This window comes from Pseudomonas oryzihabitans (genome assembly GCF_007665395.1).
GTDB classification, from domain to species: Bacteria; Pseudomonadota; Gammaproteobacteria; order Pseudomonadales; family Pseudomonadaceae; genus Chryseomonas; species Chryseomonas psychrotolerans_C.
The window spans coordinates 1-14,720 of the sequence record NZ_VDND01000002.1; the positions used below are offsets into that span (position 1 = coordinate 1).

Annotated in this window: 14 protein-coding genes; 5 read left to right on the forward strand and 9 right to left on the reverse strand. The window is 67.7% G+C overall.

Annotated features, from left to right (window positions below; genetic code table 11):
• Window positions 1–59: 59 nt before the first annotated feature.
• The 5 genes from FSV73_RS03950 to FSV73_RS03970 form a co-directional block, all read right to left on the reverse strand.
• Complete coding sequence (locus FSV73_RS03950; RefSeq protein WP_145004238.1) at window positions 60–896, reverse strand: HlyC/CorC family transporter; 837 nt, start codon at window positions 894–896, stop codon at window positions 60–62.
• A 7-nt stretch (window positions 897–903) separates the two neighbouring features.
• A complete protein-coding gene (gene ybeY, locus FSV73_RS03955) occupies window positions 904–1,359 on the reverse strand; it encodes an rRNA maturation RNase YbeY (RefSeq protein WP_145004241.1) in 456 nt (151 codons plus the stop codon).
• A complete protein-coding gene (locus FSV73_RS03960; RefSeq protein WP_145004244.1) occupies window positions 1,349–2,362 on the reverse strand; it encodes a PhoH family protein in 1,014 nt (337 codons plus the stop codon). The genes ybeY and FSV73_RS03960 overlap by 11 nt, the downstream gene beginning before the upstream one ends.
• Window positions 2,363–2,462: 100 nt before the next feature.
• The gene (gene miaB / locus FSV73_RS03965; RefSeq protein ID WP_145006162.1) at window positions 2,463–3,836 is read right to left on the reverse strand and encodes a tRNA (N6-isopentenyl adenosine(37)-C2)-methylthiotransferase MiaB; all 1,374 of its coding nucleotides are present in this window, start codon (window positions 3,834–3,836) and stop codon (window positions 2,463–2,465) included.
• Window positions 3,837–3,922: 86 nt separating this feature from the next.
• Window positions 3,923–4,327 carry a RidA family protein gene (locus FSV73_RS03970; protein WP_145004247.1) on the reverse strand — a complete coding sequence of 135 codons (405 nt, stop codon included), beginning with the start codon at window positions 4,325–4,327 and terminating at the stop codon, window positions 3,923–3,925.
• Between the two features lie 122 nt (window positions 4,328–4,449).
• On the opposite strand from FSV73_RS03970, the gene FSV73_RS03975 reads away from it, so the two are divergent.
• Both FSV73_RS03975 and FSV73_RS03980 read left to right on the forward strand, forming a co-directional pair.
• Window positions 4,450–5,373 carry a LysR family transcriptional regulator gene (locus FSV73_RS03975; protein WP_145004250.1) on the forward strand — a complete coding sequence of 308 codons (924 nt, stop codon included), beginning with the start codon at window positions 4,450–4,452 and terminating at the stop codon, window positions 5,371–5,373.
• A 63-nt stretch (window positions 5,374–5,436) separates the two neighbouring features.
• A complete protein-coding gene (locus FSV73_RS03980; protein ID WP_145004253.1) occupies window positions 5,437–5,772 on the forward strand; it encodes a DUF1820 family protein in 336 nt (111 codons plus the stop codon).
• Between the two features lie 52 nt (window positions 5,773–5,824).
• On the opposite strand, the gene FSV73_RS03985 is transcribed toward FSV73_RS03980, so the two are convergent.
• From FSV73_RS03985 to FSV73_RS04000, 4 genes are all read right to left on the reverse strand, one after another.
• Window positions 5,825–6,370 carry a tetratricopeptide repeat protein gene (locus FSV73_RS03985; protein WP_145004256.1) on the reverse strand — a complete coding sequence of 182 codons (546 nt, stop codon included), beginning with the start codon at window positions 6,368–6,370 and terminating at the stop codon, window positions 5,825–5,827.
• Between the two features lie 196 nt (window positions 6,371–6,566).
• The gene (gene hemL, locus FSV73_RS03990; RefSeq protein ID WP_145004259.1) at window positions 6,567–7,853 is read right to left on the reverse strand and encodes a glutamate-1-semialdehyde 2,1-aminomutase; all 1,287 of its coding nucleotides are present in this window, start codon (window positions 7,851–7,853) and stop codon (window positions 6,567–6,569) included.
• A 20-nt stretch (window positions 7,854–7,873) separates the two neighbouring features.
• On the reverse strand, window positions 7,874–8,503 hold the full coding sequence (thiE, locus tag FSV73_RS03995) for a thiamine phosphate synthase (RefSeq protein WP_145004262.1): 630 nt from the start codon (window positions 8,501–8,503) through the stop codon (window positions 7,874–7,876).
• Entirely contained in the window at window positions 8,500–9,297 is a 798-nt protein-coding gene (locus FSV73_RS04000; RefSeq protein WP_145004265.1) for a hydroxymethylpyrimidine/phosphomethylpyrimidine kinase, read from the reverse strand. Before FSV73_RS04000 ends, thiE begins: the two co-directional genes overlap by 4 nt.
• A gap of 178 nt (window positions 9,298–9,475) precedes the next feature.
• Here FSV73_RS04000 and FSV73_RS04005 point away from each other — a divergent pair, with 178 nt between their 5' ends.
• The 3 genes from FSV73_RS04005 to amn all read left to right on the forward strand — a co-directional run bounded on the left by FSV73_RS04005 (window position 9,476) and on the right by amn (window position 14,496).
• Window positions 9,476–11,209, forward strand: a complete 1,734-nt coding sequence (locus FSV73_RS04005; protein WP_145004268.1) for an ABC transporter ATP-binding protein — start codon at window positions 9,476–9,478, stop codon at window positions 11,207–11,209.
• Window positions 11,206–12,960: an ABC transporter ATP-binding protein gene (locus FSV73_RS04010; RefSeq protein WP_145004271.1), complete on the forward strand. Its 1,755-nt coding sequence runs from the start codon at window positions 11,206–11,208 to the stop codon at window positions 12,958–12,960. The genes FSV73_RS04005 and FSV73_RS04010 overlap by 4 nt, the downstream gene beginning before the upstream one ends.
• A 63-nt stretch (window positions 12,961–13,023) precedes the next feature.
• Entirely contained in the window at window positions 13,024–14,496 is a 1,473-nt protein-coding gene (gene amn / locus FSV73_RS04015; protein ID WP_145004274.1) for an AMP nucleosidase, read from the forward strand.
• The last annotated feature ends 224 nt before the right edge of the window (window positions 14,497–14,720 follow it).

Here is a 14,720-nt window from a genome sequence, read left to right on the forward strand (position 1 = left end):
TACAAACCGCCCATCAGTCGGGCTCCGTTGCCACTGAACAACGTACTGGGTTTACACAGCTAGCGGTTGACCGGGGTCACCCGCAGCAGGTGGATGCGGCGGCCGTCGGCGTTGAGCACGCGGAAGCGGAAGTCGTCGATCACCGTTTCCTCGTTGCGCTTGGGCAGGTGGCCCAGGCGGTTCATCACCAGGCCGCCGGCGGTGTCGGCCTCGGGATCGGCGAAGCGGGTTTCCAGGGTTTCGTTGAGGGTCTCGATGGGGGTGAGCGCCTTGACCACGAAGTCGCCGTTGGGCAGCGACTTGATGAAGCTCTCTTCCTCCACGTCGTGCTCGTCCTCGATCTCGCCGACGATCTGTTCCAGCACGTCCTCGATGGTCACCAGGCCGGCGACGCCGCCGTATTCGTCCACCACGATGGCCATGTGGCTGTGGGTGGAACGGAATTCGCGCAGCAGCACGTTGAGGCGCTTGGACTCGGGGACGAAGGTGGCCGGGCGCAGCACCGCCTTGAGGTCGAAGCTGCGCTCCTGCTCCAGCAGCAGCGGCAGCAGGTCCTTGGCCAGCAGCAGGCCGAGCACGTCGTCGGGGCCGTCGCCGATCACCGGGTAGCGGGAGTGGGCGGCCTCGATCACCGCCGGCAGGAATTCCGCCGGGGTCTGGTGGGCGCGGATGCTGATGATCTGGGAGCGCGGCACCATGATGTCGCGCACCTGGAGGTCGGCCACCGAGATGGCGCCCTCGACGATGGACAGTGCCTCGCTGTCGAGCACCTTGTTCTCGTGCGCCTCGCGCAGCAGTTCCAGCAGTTCCTGGCGGCTCTTGGGTTCATGGGCAAAGGCCTGGACGATACGTTCCAGCCAGGAACGATGCCCATTGCCTGATCGATCTTCGTTCATGTGTGTGTCATTCACCGTAGGGATCGGGGTAGCCCAGTTCTGCGAGCAATTGGCGTTCCAGGTCTTCCATCTCCTCGGCTTCGTCATCCTCCAGATGATCGTAGCCGAGCAGGTGCAGGCAGCCGTGGATGACCAGGTGCGCCCAGTGCGCCATGGCGGGCTTGCCTTGCTCGGCGGCCTCGCGGGCCACCACGGGGGCGCAGATCACCAGGTCGCCGAGCAGCGGGATATCGAGGAATTCGTCCGGCACGTCGGCCGGAAAGGACAGCACGTTGGTGGCGTAGTCCTTGTGCCGCCATGTGCGATTCAGCTTGCGGCCTTCGGCTTCGTCCACCAGGCGGATGGTGAGTTCCGAGTCGCCCTGGCGCGCGCGCAGGGCCAGTTCGCACCAGCGGCGTAAGTCCGGCTCCTCGGGGAGGTCGGCCGCCTCGCTGGCGACCTGGACGTCCAGTTCAATCGCCATGGCGATCGTCCCCGTTGGCCCGCGACCTGTCCTGCAGCGCCTCGAAGCGGTCATAGGCTTCGACGATGCGCTGCACCAGCGGATGGCGCACCACGTCCTTGGATTCGAAGTGGGTGAAGCCGATGCCGGGCACGTCGCGCAGGACCTCGATGACGTGCTTGAGGCCCGACTTGGTGCCGCGCGGCAGGTCGACCTGGGTGACGTCACCGGTGATCACCGCGGTGGAGCCGAAACCGATCCGGGTCAGGAACATCTTCATCTGCTCGAGGGTGGTGTTCTGACTTTCGTCGAGAATGATGAAGCTATTGTTGAGGGTCCGCCCGCGCATGTAGGCCAGGGGGGCGACCTCGATGACCTGGCGCTCGATGAGCTTGGCCACCTGCTCGAACCCGAGCATCTCGTAGAGGGCGTCGTACAGCGGGCGCAGGTAGGGGTCGATCTTCTGCGCCAGGTCGCCGGGCAGGAAGCCGAGCTTCTCGCCGGCTTCCACCGCCGGGCGCACCAGCAGGATGCGGCGGATCTGCTCGCGCTCCAGGGCGTCCACGGCGCAGGCCACGGCCAGGTAGGTCTTGCCGGTACCGGCCGGGCCTATGCCGAAGTTGATGTCGTGGTCGAGGATCGACTTGACGTAACGCTGCTGGTTGGCGCCGCGCGGACGGATCATGCCCTTCTTGGTGCGCAGGGCCACGCTGGTGTCGCCACCACGGTGTTCCTGCTGCAGGGCTTCCAGGCCGGACTCCTGCAGATAGAGATGCACCAGTTCCGGCGCCACCGGCGTGCCGCTGGCGGTCTCGCGATAGAGGCGCTGCAGGAGATTCTGGGCGGCGCGGGTGCGCTCGGGATCGCCGACCAGTTCGAACTGGTTGCCGCGGTTGCGGATCTCGATGCCGAGACGGCTTTCGATCTGGCGCAGATTTTCATCGAGCTGGCCGCAGAGGTTGGCGAAGCGGTCGGCGTCGAAGGGTTCGAGGGTGAAGTGCTGGAGCGTCTGGGGGGTATTCAAGGTGTGCAGAGAGACCCTTTGGATTGGCTTTACGAAAACTTGACGTAGCTTGAGAGTAACCTGGGTCGCGCCCTTGGCAAAGGGCGCGTATGACCATCCATCAGGCCAGCGCGACGGCGACGGACGGCCGCGCACCGCTGGCGACGGGGCTCAGCAGGGTGCCGCGCAGGGAGTGGGGCAGGGCCTCGTCGATGTGCACCTGGACGAATTGGCCGATCAGGCTGGCATCGCTGCAGCGGAAGTTGACGATGCGGTTGTTCTCGGTGCGGCCCTGCAGCATGCCGGGGTCGCGCTTGGAGAAATCGCTGACCAGGATGGTCTGGACGCTGCCCGCCATGCGCCGGCTGATCTCGAAGCCCTGCTGGTGGATGCGCGTCTGCAGAATCTGCAGGCGCTGCTTCTTGACCTCGTCCGAGGTGTCGTCGACCAGGTCCGCGGCCGGGGTGCCGGGGCGGGCGCTGTAGACGAAGGAGAAGGAGAAGTCGAAGCCGACGTCCTCGATCAGCTTCATGGTCTGCTCGAAGTCCTTCTCGGTCTCGCCGGGGAAGCCGACGATGAAGTCCGAGCTGATGCAGATGTCGGGCACCGCCGCCTTGAGCTTGCGGATGCGCGACTTGTATTCCAGCGCCGTGTGGTTGCGCTTCATGGCGGCCAGGATGCGATCCGAACCGGCCTGCACCGGCAGGTGGACGAACTTCACCAGCTCCGGGATCTCGGCGTGGGCCTGGATCAGGGCGTCGGAGAATTCTAGGGGATGCGAGGTGGTGTAGCGGATGCGGTCGATGCCATCCACCGCCGCCGCCACGTAGAGCAGCTCGGCGAAGTCGGCGATGCGGCCGTCGCCGGTGGCGCCGCGATAGCCGTTGACGTTCTGGCCCAGCAGGGTCACCTCGCGCACGCCGTGCTCGGCGAGGTGGATGATCTCGGCCAGGACATCGTCCAGCGGCCGGCTGACTTCCTCGCCACGGGTGTAGGGCACCACGCAGAAGGTGCAGTACTTGCTGCAGCCTTCCATGATGGAGACGAAGGCGCTGGGGCCGTCGATGCGCGGTTCGGGCAGGCGGTCGAACTTCTCGATCTCGGGGAAGGAGATGTCCACCTGGGGCGCCCGGGTGGTGCGCGCGGCGTCGATCATCTCCGGCAGGCGATGCAGGGTCTGGGGGCCGAAGACCACGTCGACATAGGGCGCGCGGTCACGGATGGCGGCGCCTTCCTGGCTGGCCACGCAGCCGCCGACGCCGATCACTAGGTCGGGATTCTCCAGCTTGAGTTCGCGCCAGCGACCGAGCTGGGAAAACACCTTCTCCTGCGCCTTCTCGCGGATCGAGCAGGTGTTGAGCAGGATGACATCGGCCTCGGCCGGATTCTGGGTGACTTCCAGGGGCTCACGCTCGCCGAGCAGGTCGACCATGCGCGACGAATCGTATTCGTTCATCTGGCAGCCATGGGTTTCGATATAGAGCTTCTTGGACATGCGCGGCAGGGAGTCGGTGGCGAGTGGACCGCGCATTATAATGATGGCCTTCCAGGCGGGGAAGAGCCGCCCGGAAGACACGCGGCCTAGGCCCCAACGCGGCCTTCCGGCAGCCGGGCGATGACCTTGATCTCGAAGCGGAAGCCAGCCAGCCAGGTGACGCCGACCGCGGTCACGGTGGGGTAGGGCGCCGTGCCCCAGTGCTCCAGCAGCACCGGCCAGATCCGTTCGAAGCTGGCCTCGGCATCGACCATGAACAGGGTGACGTCCACCACGTCGGCGAAGGTGGTGCCCGCCGCGACGAGGATGGTCTCGAGATTGGCGAAGGCCAGGCGGACCTGATCTTCCAGCGCCGCTTCCGGCGAGCCGTCGAGGCGGCTGCCGACCTGGCCGGAGACGAACAGAAAGCCATTGGAACGGACGGCCGGCGAATAGCGGTGCTGCGCGTAGAGGGCATGGCGGTTGGCGGGAAAGACGGCGTCGCGGGTCATGGCGGGGCTCCGGGAGGGGGATCGAGGAGGCCACCTTAGGCGTCGTCCACCGGTGGATAAACCCGGCGCCGCGGTCAGCATTGTTTGTACAATCCAAACAATCCTCTTTCCGGGAGCCGGGCATGGATCTGTTCGCCGCGATGCAGACCTTCGTACGGGTCGTGGAGGCCGGTAGCTTCACCCGCGCGGCCGAGACCTCGGGTAGCAGCCGGACGCGGGTCACCCAGCAGCTGCAGCAACTGGAAGCCCGGTTGCAGGTTCGGTTGCTCAATCGCACCACCCGGCGAGTACAGGTCACCGCCGACGGCGCGGCCTACTACCAGCGTTGCCTGGTGGTACTGGCGGCGCTGGACGACGCCGAGACGGGGCTGTCCGTGGCCACCCGTACCCCGCGCGGCCGGCTGCGGGTGGACGTGCCCAGCCCGCTGGCGCGGCTGATCCTGATCCCGGCCCTGCCGGACTTCTTCCAGCGCTATCCGGATATCCAGCTCGAGCTGGGCGTCAGCGATCGCCAGGTGGACCTGATCGGCGACAACGTCGATTGCGTGATCCGCGGCGGGCGCATCCGCGAGCAGTACCTGGTGGCCCGGCCGCTGGGGACGCTGCAACTGGGGTGCTATGCCGCGCCGGCCTATCTCGAGGCCCAGGGCACTCCGGTCCATCCCGCGGCGCTGGCCGAGGCGCCACACCGGGTGGTGCGCTTTCTCTGGGGAAGCGGCCCCGGTTTTCCCTATGCCCTGCGGCGGGGTGCCGAGCGGGTCGAGTTGCAGGGTCGGTACAGCCTGGAGGTGGATGATGGCAATGCCTGCCTGGCGGCGGGTCAGGCCGGTCTCGGGGTGGTCTGCCTGCCGCACTACCTGGCGGCGGAGGCGGTCTCCCGTGGCGAGCTGGCGACCTTGTTCGAGGATTGGCGACTGGCGTCCATGCCGCTCCATCTGGCCTTCGCCCCCAACCGTCATGTCAGCGCCAAGTTGCGGGTCTTCATCGACTGGGTGAGCGCCGTGGTGGCTCAACGGGCGTGCCAGGAGGCCGCGGCGGACGGCTGACTGGGGCCCGGCCCGGCGTGCTATGCTCGCCGCCCTTTTCGTCAGTGAATCCTGCGCCCGTCCATGAGCTCATCCCCCAGCAAGCCGGCCATCTACAAGGTGATCTTCGTCAACCAGGGTCAGGTCTTCGAGATCTACGCCAAGCATATCTTCCAGAGCGATCTCTGGGGCTTCCTGGAAATCGAGGAGCTGGTGTTCGGCGAGCGCACCCAGGTGGTAGTGGACCCGAGCGAGGAGAAGCTCAAGGCGCAATTCGAGGGCGTGGTGCGCAGCTTCGTGCCGATGCACTCGATCATCCGCATCGACGAGGTGGAGCGTCTGGGTCAGGCCAAGATCAGCGAGGCCAAGGGTGGCACCAACGTCATGCCGTTCCCCATGCCGATGCCCGACAAGAGCTAGGAACTGACAAGGTGCTCTATGCCGGGGGCGTCGCCCGCCCGGCGCCGGCAGGCTAGTTCTGCGGCGGCTGGAAGGGATTGGGATTGCCCGCGGTCTGCATGTCCTGCAGGTAGTCGCGGAAGATCTGGCCCAGTACCTGGGTGGCCATCTCCAGCTCGTCACGGCGCATCTGGGCGCTGACCAGGTCGGCGGTGTCCATGGCTTCGTCATTGCCATTGATGGCAGCCATCTTCAGCACGATGTAGGCCTGGATGTTGTTGGGCGGTACGCCTTCGCCACGGAAGAACATGTTGCCGAGTCGATTCTGGGCATCGGCATTGCCCTTGAGCGAGGCCTGTTCGAACCACTGGCGCGCCTGGTTGAGATCCTTGGGCGTCTGCTTGCCTTCGTAGTAGAAGTCACCGAGTTCGTACTGCGCCTGGGCATCGCCGTCGTGGGCGATCTGCTGGCAGCGGGCGATGGCCTGCGCCAGGGCTTCGTTGGCCAGATTCAGGTTGCAACGGCTGGTGCTGGGGACGAGCAGCGAATTACCACCGGCCAGGGCGGCCAGGGGCATCAGGAGTAGGGCTGCGCACAGGATGTGACCAGCGCGGTGCATGAAGCGCCTCCACGAGCGAGGCAGGTTCGGAGAACCCGGTCGGCGAAACGCGCCGACATCTCATTATGGGTCAAGCCGGCGCACGCTTTCAAAACCTTTACGCACAATGGCGGAACTTTTTTACCGGTGACGCCGGCCCCTCATATAGGTGTGAGGCCGGCGGGGCAGAGAGGTTCCTGAAGCGAGACGGACGGTATTAGTCCTCGAAGGTCGCGAAGGCGCGCTCGGCGGCATCCAGGGTGATGCGCAACTCGTCGTCGCCATGGGCGATGGAGGTGAAGCCGGCCTCGAAGGCGCTCGGTGCCAGGTACACGCCGCCGTCCAGCATCAGGTGGAAGAAGCGCTTGAACCTCTCGCTGTCGCTGCCCATGACATCGCTGAAGGTGACGATGTCCTCGGCACCGCTGAAGTAGAGGCCGAACATGCCGCCCGCCTGGGTGGTGACGAAGGGCACGCCGGCCGCATCGGCGCGATCCTGCAGACCCTGCAGCATGCGGGTGGTGTAGTCGGTCAGCTCGGCATGGAAGCCGGGGCGGCGGATCAGCTGCAGGGTGGTCAGGCCGGCGGCCATGGCCAGCGGATTGCCTGACAGGGTGCCGGCCTGGTAGACCGGGCCGAGCGGGGCGATCTTTTCCATGATCTCGCGCTTGCCGCCGAAGCAGCCCACCGGCATGCCGCCACCGACGATCTTGCCGAAGGTGGAGAGGTCCGGACGGATGCCGTAGTACTCCTGGGCACCGCCCAGGGCGACGCGGAAGCCGGTCATGACCTCGTCGAAGATCAGCACCACGCCATAGCGATCGCAGAGGCTGCGCAGGCCTTCGAGGAAGCCGGGTGCGGGCGGTACGCAGTTCATGTTGCCGGCCACCGGCTCGACGATGATGCAGGCGATCTGGTCGCCGACCCTGGCCAGGGTTTCTTCCACCTCGGCCAGGTCGTTGTAGGCCAGGGTCAGGGTGTGCTGGGCGAAGGCCGCCGGCACGCCGGGGGAGCTGGGCACGCCCAGGGTCAGGGCGCCGGAACCGGCCTTGACCAGCAGGCTGTCGGAGTGGCCGTGGTAGCAGCCCTCGAACTTGATGATGGTGTCGCGCCCGGTATAGCCGCGCGCCAGGCGGATGGCGCTCATGGTGGCTTCGGTACCGGAGCTGACCATGCGCACCATTTCCATGGACGGCACGATCTCGCAGATGAGCTCGGCCATGGTGGTTTCCAGGGCGGTCGGGGCGCCATAGGAAAGGCCGTGTTCCAGCTGGCGGCGTACCGCGTCGAGCACGTCCGGATGGCTGTGGCCGAGGATCATCGGACCCCAGGAACCGACGTAGTCGACATAGCGCTTGTCATCCTCGTCGACGATGTAGGCGCCCTGGGCGTGCTTGAAGAAAAGCGGCGTGCCGCCGACGCTCTTGAAGGCGCGGACCGGCGAGTTGACGCCACCGGGGATGTGGCGTTGGGCTTGGTCGAAGAGTTTCGCGGAACGGGACATTGGGGTCTCCTCAAACGGGATCAGGCCGCGAACAGCCGGGCGAAGGCGCGCGCGCGGCGCTCCACCTCGCCCGCGCTGGCGGCGGAAAACAGGGTATGGACGACGGCGAGCAGGTCGACGCCGCGTTCGAGCAGACGCGGTGCGTTGTCCAGGGTGACACCGCCAATGGCGCAGACCGGCAGGGCGAAGCGGCTGCGGGCCTGGTCGAGCAATTCCAGGGGCGCCGGTGGGGCATCCGGCTTGGTGCTGGAGGCGAAGAAGCGGCCGAAGGCCAGGTAGCTGACGCCGGCCTGGGCCGCGGCCTCGGCCAACTCCAGGCTGGCGTGGCAGGTACCGCCAAGAATAGCGTCCGCGCCCAGCTCGGCGCGGGCCGCCGCCAGGGACCCGTCTTCCTGGCCCAGGTGCAGGCCGACGCCCAGGGCGCGGGCCAGGGCGAGGTCGTCATTGATGAGCAGCTGGGCACCGTGCTGGCGGCAGAGCTCGGCCAGGGCGGCGGCTTCGTCGTGGCGGCGCTCGGCAGCCCCTGACTTGTCGCGGTATTGCACCAGCCGGGCGCCGCCTTGCAGCGCGGCTTCCACATAGGGCAGCAGGCGACCCTCGGCCAGCAGGGCGCTGTCGGTGATGGCGTAGAGACCGCGCAGGGGGGTCATGAGCAGAAATCCAGCGGCAGGCGGCGCGGCACGTACTGGCCACGACCGGGACGTTCGGCGTCCCTCAGGGTGCGCCAGGTGTAGTCCAGGGCGCTGCGCACCGCGCTGGGCAGGGCTTCGCCCAGCGCCAGGCGCCCGGCCAGGGTGCTCGCCAGGGTGCAGCCGGAGCCATGATAGCTGCCGGGCAGGCGTTGGCAGACGTGGGTCTCGCAGCGGCCCTCGCGGTCATAGAGGCGGTTGTGCACCTCGTGCTCCTCGCCATGGCCGCCGGTGATCAGCAGGTGGGCGCAGAAGGGCAGCAGGCGCTCGGCGCACTGTTCCGGGGTGCCCTCGGGCAACTCGGCGAGGATGCGCGCCTCGGGCAGGTTGGGGGTGGCGATGGTGGCGCGCGGCAAGAGGCGTTCGCGGATGGCGTAGCCGACCTCGTCCTTGCCCAGGGCGCCGCCACCGCCGGCACGTAGCACCGGATCGCAGACCAGGGGTACGCCGGGCAGGGCTGCCATGATCTCCAGCACTGTCTCGACCATCTCCACCGAGCCGAGCATGCCCAGCTTGACCGCCGCCACCGGCAGGTCAGCGATGATGGCGCGGGCCTGGGCCAGTACCCACGCGCGATCCAGCACCCGGAAGTCCTGGACGTCGACGGTGTCCTGCACGGTCAGGGCAGTGACCGCGGGTGCGGCGTGGCAACCCTGGGCGAGCAGCGCTTCGATATCGGCCTGCAGCCCGGCGCCGCCACTCGGATCGTGGCCGGACAGGCAGAGGACGACGGGACGTTGGGGTTCGAGGGTCATGGACGTCAGCCTAGCAAAGAGAAGGGGGCGCAGCGGCCGGGCGCCGCCGGGAGTGGCACCCTACAACGACCTCGCGCCCCGCGCCACCCGTTGACATGGGACCCGGATCGGGACGATGGAACTCCGTTACCTCTGAGGGAGCCGATATACTGCACCTTTGGTTGCCTAAGGCGGGTTTATGGCGTTGTGGCGGTTGTTGCGTGATTTCTTCTTCCGCCAACGGCGTGCCTATGGGACGGCCATCCTCTGCCTGCTGGGCGTCGGATTGCTCAACCTGACCCTGCCCTGGTGGATCGGCAAGGCCATCGATGCCCTGCGCGCGGGCGAGCTGGATCAGGCCGGACTGCTCTGGCGCGTGGCCCTGATACTCGTCGTCGGATTCGGCCTCTATGTACTCAGGTACCAATGGCGGGTCCGGCTGTTCGGCACCTCCTACCAGGTCGGCGTGGAGCTGCGCGATGCCTTCTTCGCCAAGCTGGCGCGCCTCGATCCCGGCTTCTTCCAGTCCAGCCGTACCGGCGACCTGCTGGCCCGCGCCACCCAGGACATCGACGCCGTGGAAACCGCCGCCGGCGAAGGGGTGCTGGCCAGTTTCGACGGCATGCTGACCCTGCTGCTGGTCCTCCTGGCCATGTTCATCGGCATCGACGCACCCCTGGCGGCTCTCGCCCTGTTGCCCTTTCCCTTCATGGCCTGGGGCTTCTACCGCGTGGCGCGGCGGGTGCAGCAGAGATTCGGCCTGGCGCTGGCAGGCTTTTCCGCCCTCAACGACCGTACCCAGGAAGCCCTGAGCGGCCTGCGCATGTTGCGCCAGCACGCCCTGATCGAAGCCGAGCTGGACGACTTCGACGAGCGCGCCCGCCGCGTGGCCAAGGCCGATTACCAGGTGCAGCGCACCGAGGCGCGCTACGAGCCGATCATCTTCGTCGCCCTGAGCTGCGCCACCCTGCTGACCCTGGTGATGGGCAGCTGGCGCTACCTCGACGGCCATATCACCCTCGGCCAGCTGACCAGCTTCAGTCTCTACCTGGTGCAACTGATCTGGCCGATGTTCGCCATCGGCTGGTGCTTCAACCTGCTGCAGCGCGGCGAAGCCGGCGCGCGCCGCCTGGAAGAGGTGTTCGTGGTGACCGAACGCATCCGCGACGAGGGCACCCAGACGCCACCGGACCAGGCCGACCTGTCGGTCTACATCCCGGCCTTCACCTATCCCCAGGCGCGTCAGCCGGCGTTGCAGGACGTGGTCATCGACCTGCCCGCCGGCGATACCCTGGGCATCGTCGGCGCCACCGGCAGTGGCAAGAGCACCCTGTTGCGCCTGCTGCTGCGCCAATTCCCGTTGGAGCAGGGCTGCATCCACCTGGGCGGAGTGCCGCTGGAGGACTACCGGCTGGCCGACCTGCGCGCCCAGTTCGCCTATGTGCCCCAGGACCCCTTCCTGTTCGCCCGGACCCTGGGCGAGAACGTCGCCCTCAGCCGGCCGGATGCCACCGCCGGAGAGATCCGCGAAGCCCTGGACGCCGCCGCCTTCGGCACCGACCTGGCGGCCCTGCCACAAGGCCTGGATACCCCGGTGGGCGAGCGCGGCCTGACCCTCTCGGGCGGCCAGCGCCAGCGGGTGGCCCTGGCCCGGGCGCTGCTCTCGCCGGCGCCCATCCTGTTGCTGGACGACACCCTCTCGGCGGTGGATACCGCCACCGAGGCCCGGCTGTTGCGCACCTTGGCGGGACTGCAGGGACGCACCACCCTGATCGTCAGCCATCGTCTCTCGGCGGTGCAGCAGGCCGACGAGATCATCGTCCTCGACCAGGGCAGCCTGGTGGAGCGCGGTCGCCATGCCGAATTGCTCGCCGCGGGCGGGCTCTATGCCCGGCTCTGGGCCCTGCAGCAGGCAGAGGAGACCCGCCAATGACCAGGACGCGCGTCCTCTCGCTGCTGCTCAAGCCGGTGCTGGCCAAGCCGCGCAAGCTGGCCGGAACCCTGGCCATCCTGGTGCTGGCGACGCTGTTCGATGTCCTCGGCCCCTGGCTGACCAAGCACTACCTCGACAACTACCTGGTGCCCCACGACCTGCGGCTCTGGCCGCTGGTGGGCCTGGTGGCGGCCTATGTGGTTTCCCAGGGGCTGGCTGCCTATGGTCGCTACCTGCAATCGCTGAGATTCGCCGAGATCGCCATGGACGTGGTGCTCCTGCAGCGGCGGCGGCTGTTCCGCCACGTGCTAAGCCTGCCGCAGAGCTTCCACGACCGCACCGCCACCGGCGAGCTGGTGGCGCGGGTGACCAACGACACCGATGCCCTGCGCGAACTCTACGTGGCCTTCCTCGGCAACATGGTCGGCAACATCGTGCTGCTGATCGGCATCCTGGTGGCCATGGCCCTGCTCGACGTGCGGCTGATGGCCATCGCCGTGCTGCTGATCCCGGCGGCCGGGCTGATCGTCTGGGCCTATCAGAGATACAGCGGCGCGGCGGCCATGGAGGTGCGGATGCTGCGCGCCGAGCAGAGCGCCCGGCTGGGCGAGGCCATCGGCGGCATGGGGCTGCTACAGGCCTTCAACCAGACCGAGCGCTTCCGCCAGGATTTCCAGCGGCTCAACCAGGCGCAGTACGGCGCGCGCATGCGCACCATCCGCGTCTCCGGGCTGCTGCTGCGTTCGGCACTGGACCTGGTCAGCGTGGCGGTGCTGGCGGTGCTGCTGCTGGTCTACGGGATGGGCCATCTGCAGGGCGGCGCCGAGATCGGCGTGCTCTATGCCTTCGTCACCTACCTGGGCCGGGTGACCGAGCCGCTGATGGACATCACCCAGAGATTCAACCTGTTCCAGCAGGCCTCGGTGGCCGGCACCCGCCTGCTGCACCTGCTGGAAGAGAAGCCGGCGCTGAGCGGCGAGGACGACCGCCCCATCGCGACCGCGCACTTCCACCTCGACGCCGTACGCTTCCGCCACGCCGGTGCGGGGCACGACACCCTGCACGGCATCGATCTGGACATCCCGCCGGGCACCTTCCTCGGCATCGTCGGGCCGACGGGCAGCGGCAAGTCGACGCTGCTCGACTTGCTCGCCGGCCTGCAGCCCATCAGCGGTGGCAGTCTCCGCCTGGATGACCGCGAACTGGGCAGCCTGACCCCGGAGGTGCTGGGCGCCGCCCTGGCCAGCGTGCCCCAGGAGCCCTTCATCCGCTCCAGCAGCCTCAGGGATAACCTGCTGCTGGGCAGCCAGGTGCCGGATGCGCGGCTGCGCCAGGCCCTGGCCGCCGCCCACCTGGACGACCTGGTGGCGCGGTTGCCGGAAGGCCTGGATACCCTGCTCGGCGAGCGGGGTTTCACCCTGTCCACGGGCGAGCGCCAGCTACTGGCGCTCGCCCGGGCACTGCTGCGCGAACCCAAGGTGCTGCTGCTCGACGAAGCCACCGCCAGCATCGACAGCGCCACCGAGGCACGGCTGCAGGGAGCGCTGGACGAGTTGCGCGGCCAGGTCACCCTGATCGTGGTGGCGCACCGGCTCTCTACCATCCGCCATGCCGACCGCATCTTGGTGCTGCGCGATGGCCGCAAGGTGGAGGAGGGCAGTCACGAGGCCTTGCTGCAGCGTCCCGAGGGTCATTACCGGCGGCTGTGGGAGCAGCATGCCCAGGGTGAAAAAAGCGCGGGGCCGAGGTAAGTCGTTGTCATCCGGGGGTGTTAGGGTGTCAGCTATAGCCAGTGCCCCAACAAGGAAACCCGCATGACCTCCGTACACGAGGATTTCACCTCCGTTGCCACGGCCAGCGAGGCGGTCGACCGTCTCGCCGCGCTGCACCAGGAAGCCACCCAGGCCCTGGACGCGGCGCTCAAGCGCTACCTCAAGGATCGCGTCGAGCCGAGCGCGGCCGAGCGCGAGCTGTTCCGCTATCCCGAGATCCGCATCCGCTATCGCGCCCCGGGCGTGCCGCCGGCCACCACCCGCGCCTACGCCAAGATCCAGTTGCCCGGCACCTACGTCGCCACCGTCACCCATCCGGCGGCCTTCCGCGGCTACCTGCTGGAACAGCTCGAACCTCTGATGCGCGACTACGATGTCCAGGTCGAGGTGGGGCGCAGTCGCCAGGACATTCCCTATCCCTATGTGGTGGAGCAGGGCGACGAACTGGCCGGCAGTGGCGTGACCGCCGCCGAACTGGCGCGGGTCTTCCCCAGTACCGATCTCTCCGCCGCCCACGACGACATCGCCGATGGCCACTACGACTGGGAGCGCATCGATCCGCTGCCGCTGGCGCTGTTCGATGCCGCCCGCACCGACTTCTCGCTGCGTCGCATCGTCCACTACACCGGCAGCGACTGGCGTCACGTGCAGCCCTGGATCCTGCTGACCAACTACCACCGCTACGTCGACCAGTTCATTCAGCACGGCCTGGAGCAGCTGCGCAGCGATCCGCGCTTCGAGCGCCTGGTGCTGCCGGGGAACGTCATCATCGAACGCGACCTGGACCCGACCGAGGCCCAGGCGGTCATCGCCGCCATCGCCTGGCACCGTTTCCAGATGCCGGCCTACCACCTGATCGCCAGCGATGGCCATGGCGTCACCCTGGTCAACATCGGCGTGGGGCCGTCCAATGCCAAGAACATCACCGACCACCTGGCGGTGCTGCGCCCGCACTGCTGGCTGATGATCGGCCACTGTGGCGGCCTGCGGCAGTCGCAGACCATCGGCGACTACGTGCTGGCCCACGCCTACATGAGACGCGACGGCATCCTCGACCGCGTGGTACCGCCGCACATCCCGATCCCGGCGCTGGCCGAGGTGCAGGTGGCGCTGCAGGACGCCGCCGCCAGCGTCACCGGCGAACGCGGCGAAGCGCTGAAGCGCCGCCTGCGCACCGGCACCGTGCTGACCTACGACGACCGCAACTGGGAACTGCGCTGGGCCCAGGAACGCCCGCTGATCAACCTGGCGCGCGCCGTGGCGGTGGACATGGAGAGCGGCACCATCGCCGCCCAGGGCTATCGCCTGCGGGTGCCCTACGGCACCCTGCTGTGCGTCTCCGACAAGCCACTGCACAGCGAGATCAAGCTGCCGGGCTCGGCCAACGCCTTCTACGCCCGCGCGGTGAGCCAGCACCTGGCCATCGGCATCGCCGCCCTGGACCAGTTGCGCACCCAGCTCGACTCCCTGCACTCGCGCAAGCTGCGCAGCTTCGACGAGCCGCCGTTCCGGTAAGGCGTTGGGGTTGGGCGTGTTGGGCTTCGCTGCGCTCAACCCAACCTACGGACGGCGATGCGCCCAGGTCCATTGGCTCCAGAGCCGCTCGGATGACCCCCTCTCCCGCGGGGAGAGGGCTGGGGTGAGGGCGCGCTTAGGCACCGAAAGCCTCAGTGGAAAAGGCTGAGCCGTTTTCCACGCTACGGTGCCAAGGGACTAATCGCGGCCATTGCGGCCCGCCG

What these genes read in the sequence shown, in the direction of transcription:
- amn (WP_145004274.1), top strand. Translation starts at nt 13,024, where the DNA reads ATGACCTCCGTACACGAGGATTTCACCTCCGTTGCCACGGCCAGCGAG.
- miaB (WP_145006162.1), bottom strand. Translation starts at nt 3,836, where the DNA reads ATGTCCAAGAAGCTCTATATCGAAACCCATGGCTGCCAGATGAACGAA.
- FSV73_RS04010 (WP_145004271.1), top strand. Translation starts at nt 11,206, where the DNA reads ATGACCAGGACGCGCGTCCTCTCGCTGCTGCTCAAGCCGGTGCTGGCC.
- FSV73_RS04005 (WP_145004268.1), top strand. Translation starts at nt 9,476, where the DNA reads ATGGCGTTGTGGCGGTTGTTGCGTGATTTCTTCTTCCGCCAACGGCGT.
- FSV73_RS03975 (WP_145004250.1), top strand. Translation starts at nt 4,450, where the DNA reads ATGGATCTGTTCGCCGCGATGCAGACCTTCGTACGGGTCGTGGAGGCC.
- FSV73_RS04000 (WP_145004265.1), bottom strand. Translation starts at nt 9,297, where the DNA reads ATGACCCTCGAACCCCAACGTCCCGTCGTCCTCTGCCTGTCCGGCCAC.
- FSV73_RS03970 (WP_145004247.1), bottom strand. Translation starts at nt 4,327, where the DNA reads ATGACCCGCGACGCCGTCTTTCCCGCCAACCGCCATGCCCTCTACGCG.
- thiE (WP_145004262.1), bottom strand. Translation starts at nt 8,503, where the DNA reads ATGACCCCCCTGCGCGGTCTCTACGCCATCACCGACAGCGCCCTGCTG.
- FSV73_RS03950 (WP_145004238.1), bottom strand. Translation starts at nt 896, where the DNA reads ATGAACGAAGATCGATCAGGCAATGGGCATCGTTCCTGGCTGGAACGT.
- hemL (WP_145004259.1), bottom strand. Translation starts at nt 7,853, where the DNA reads ATGTCCCGTTCCGCGAAACTCTTCGACCAAGCCCAACGCCACATCCCC.
- FSV73_RS03985 (WP_145004256.1), bottom strand. Translation starts at nt 6,370, where the DNA reads ATGCACCGCGCTGGTCACATCCTGTGCGCAGCCCTACTCCTGATGCCC.
- ybeY (WP_145004241.1), bottom strand. Translation starts at nt 1,359, where the DNA reads ATGGCGATTGAACTGGACGTCCAGGTCGCCAGCGAGGCGGCCGACCTC.
- FSV73_RS03980 (WP_145004253.1), top strand. Translation starts at nt 5,437, where the DNA reads ATGAGCTCATCCCCCAGCAAGCCGGCCATCTACAAGGTGATCTTCGTC.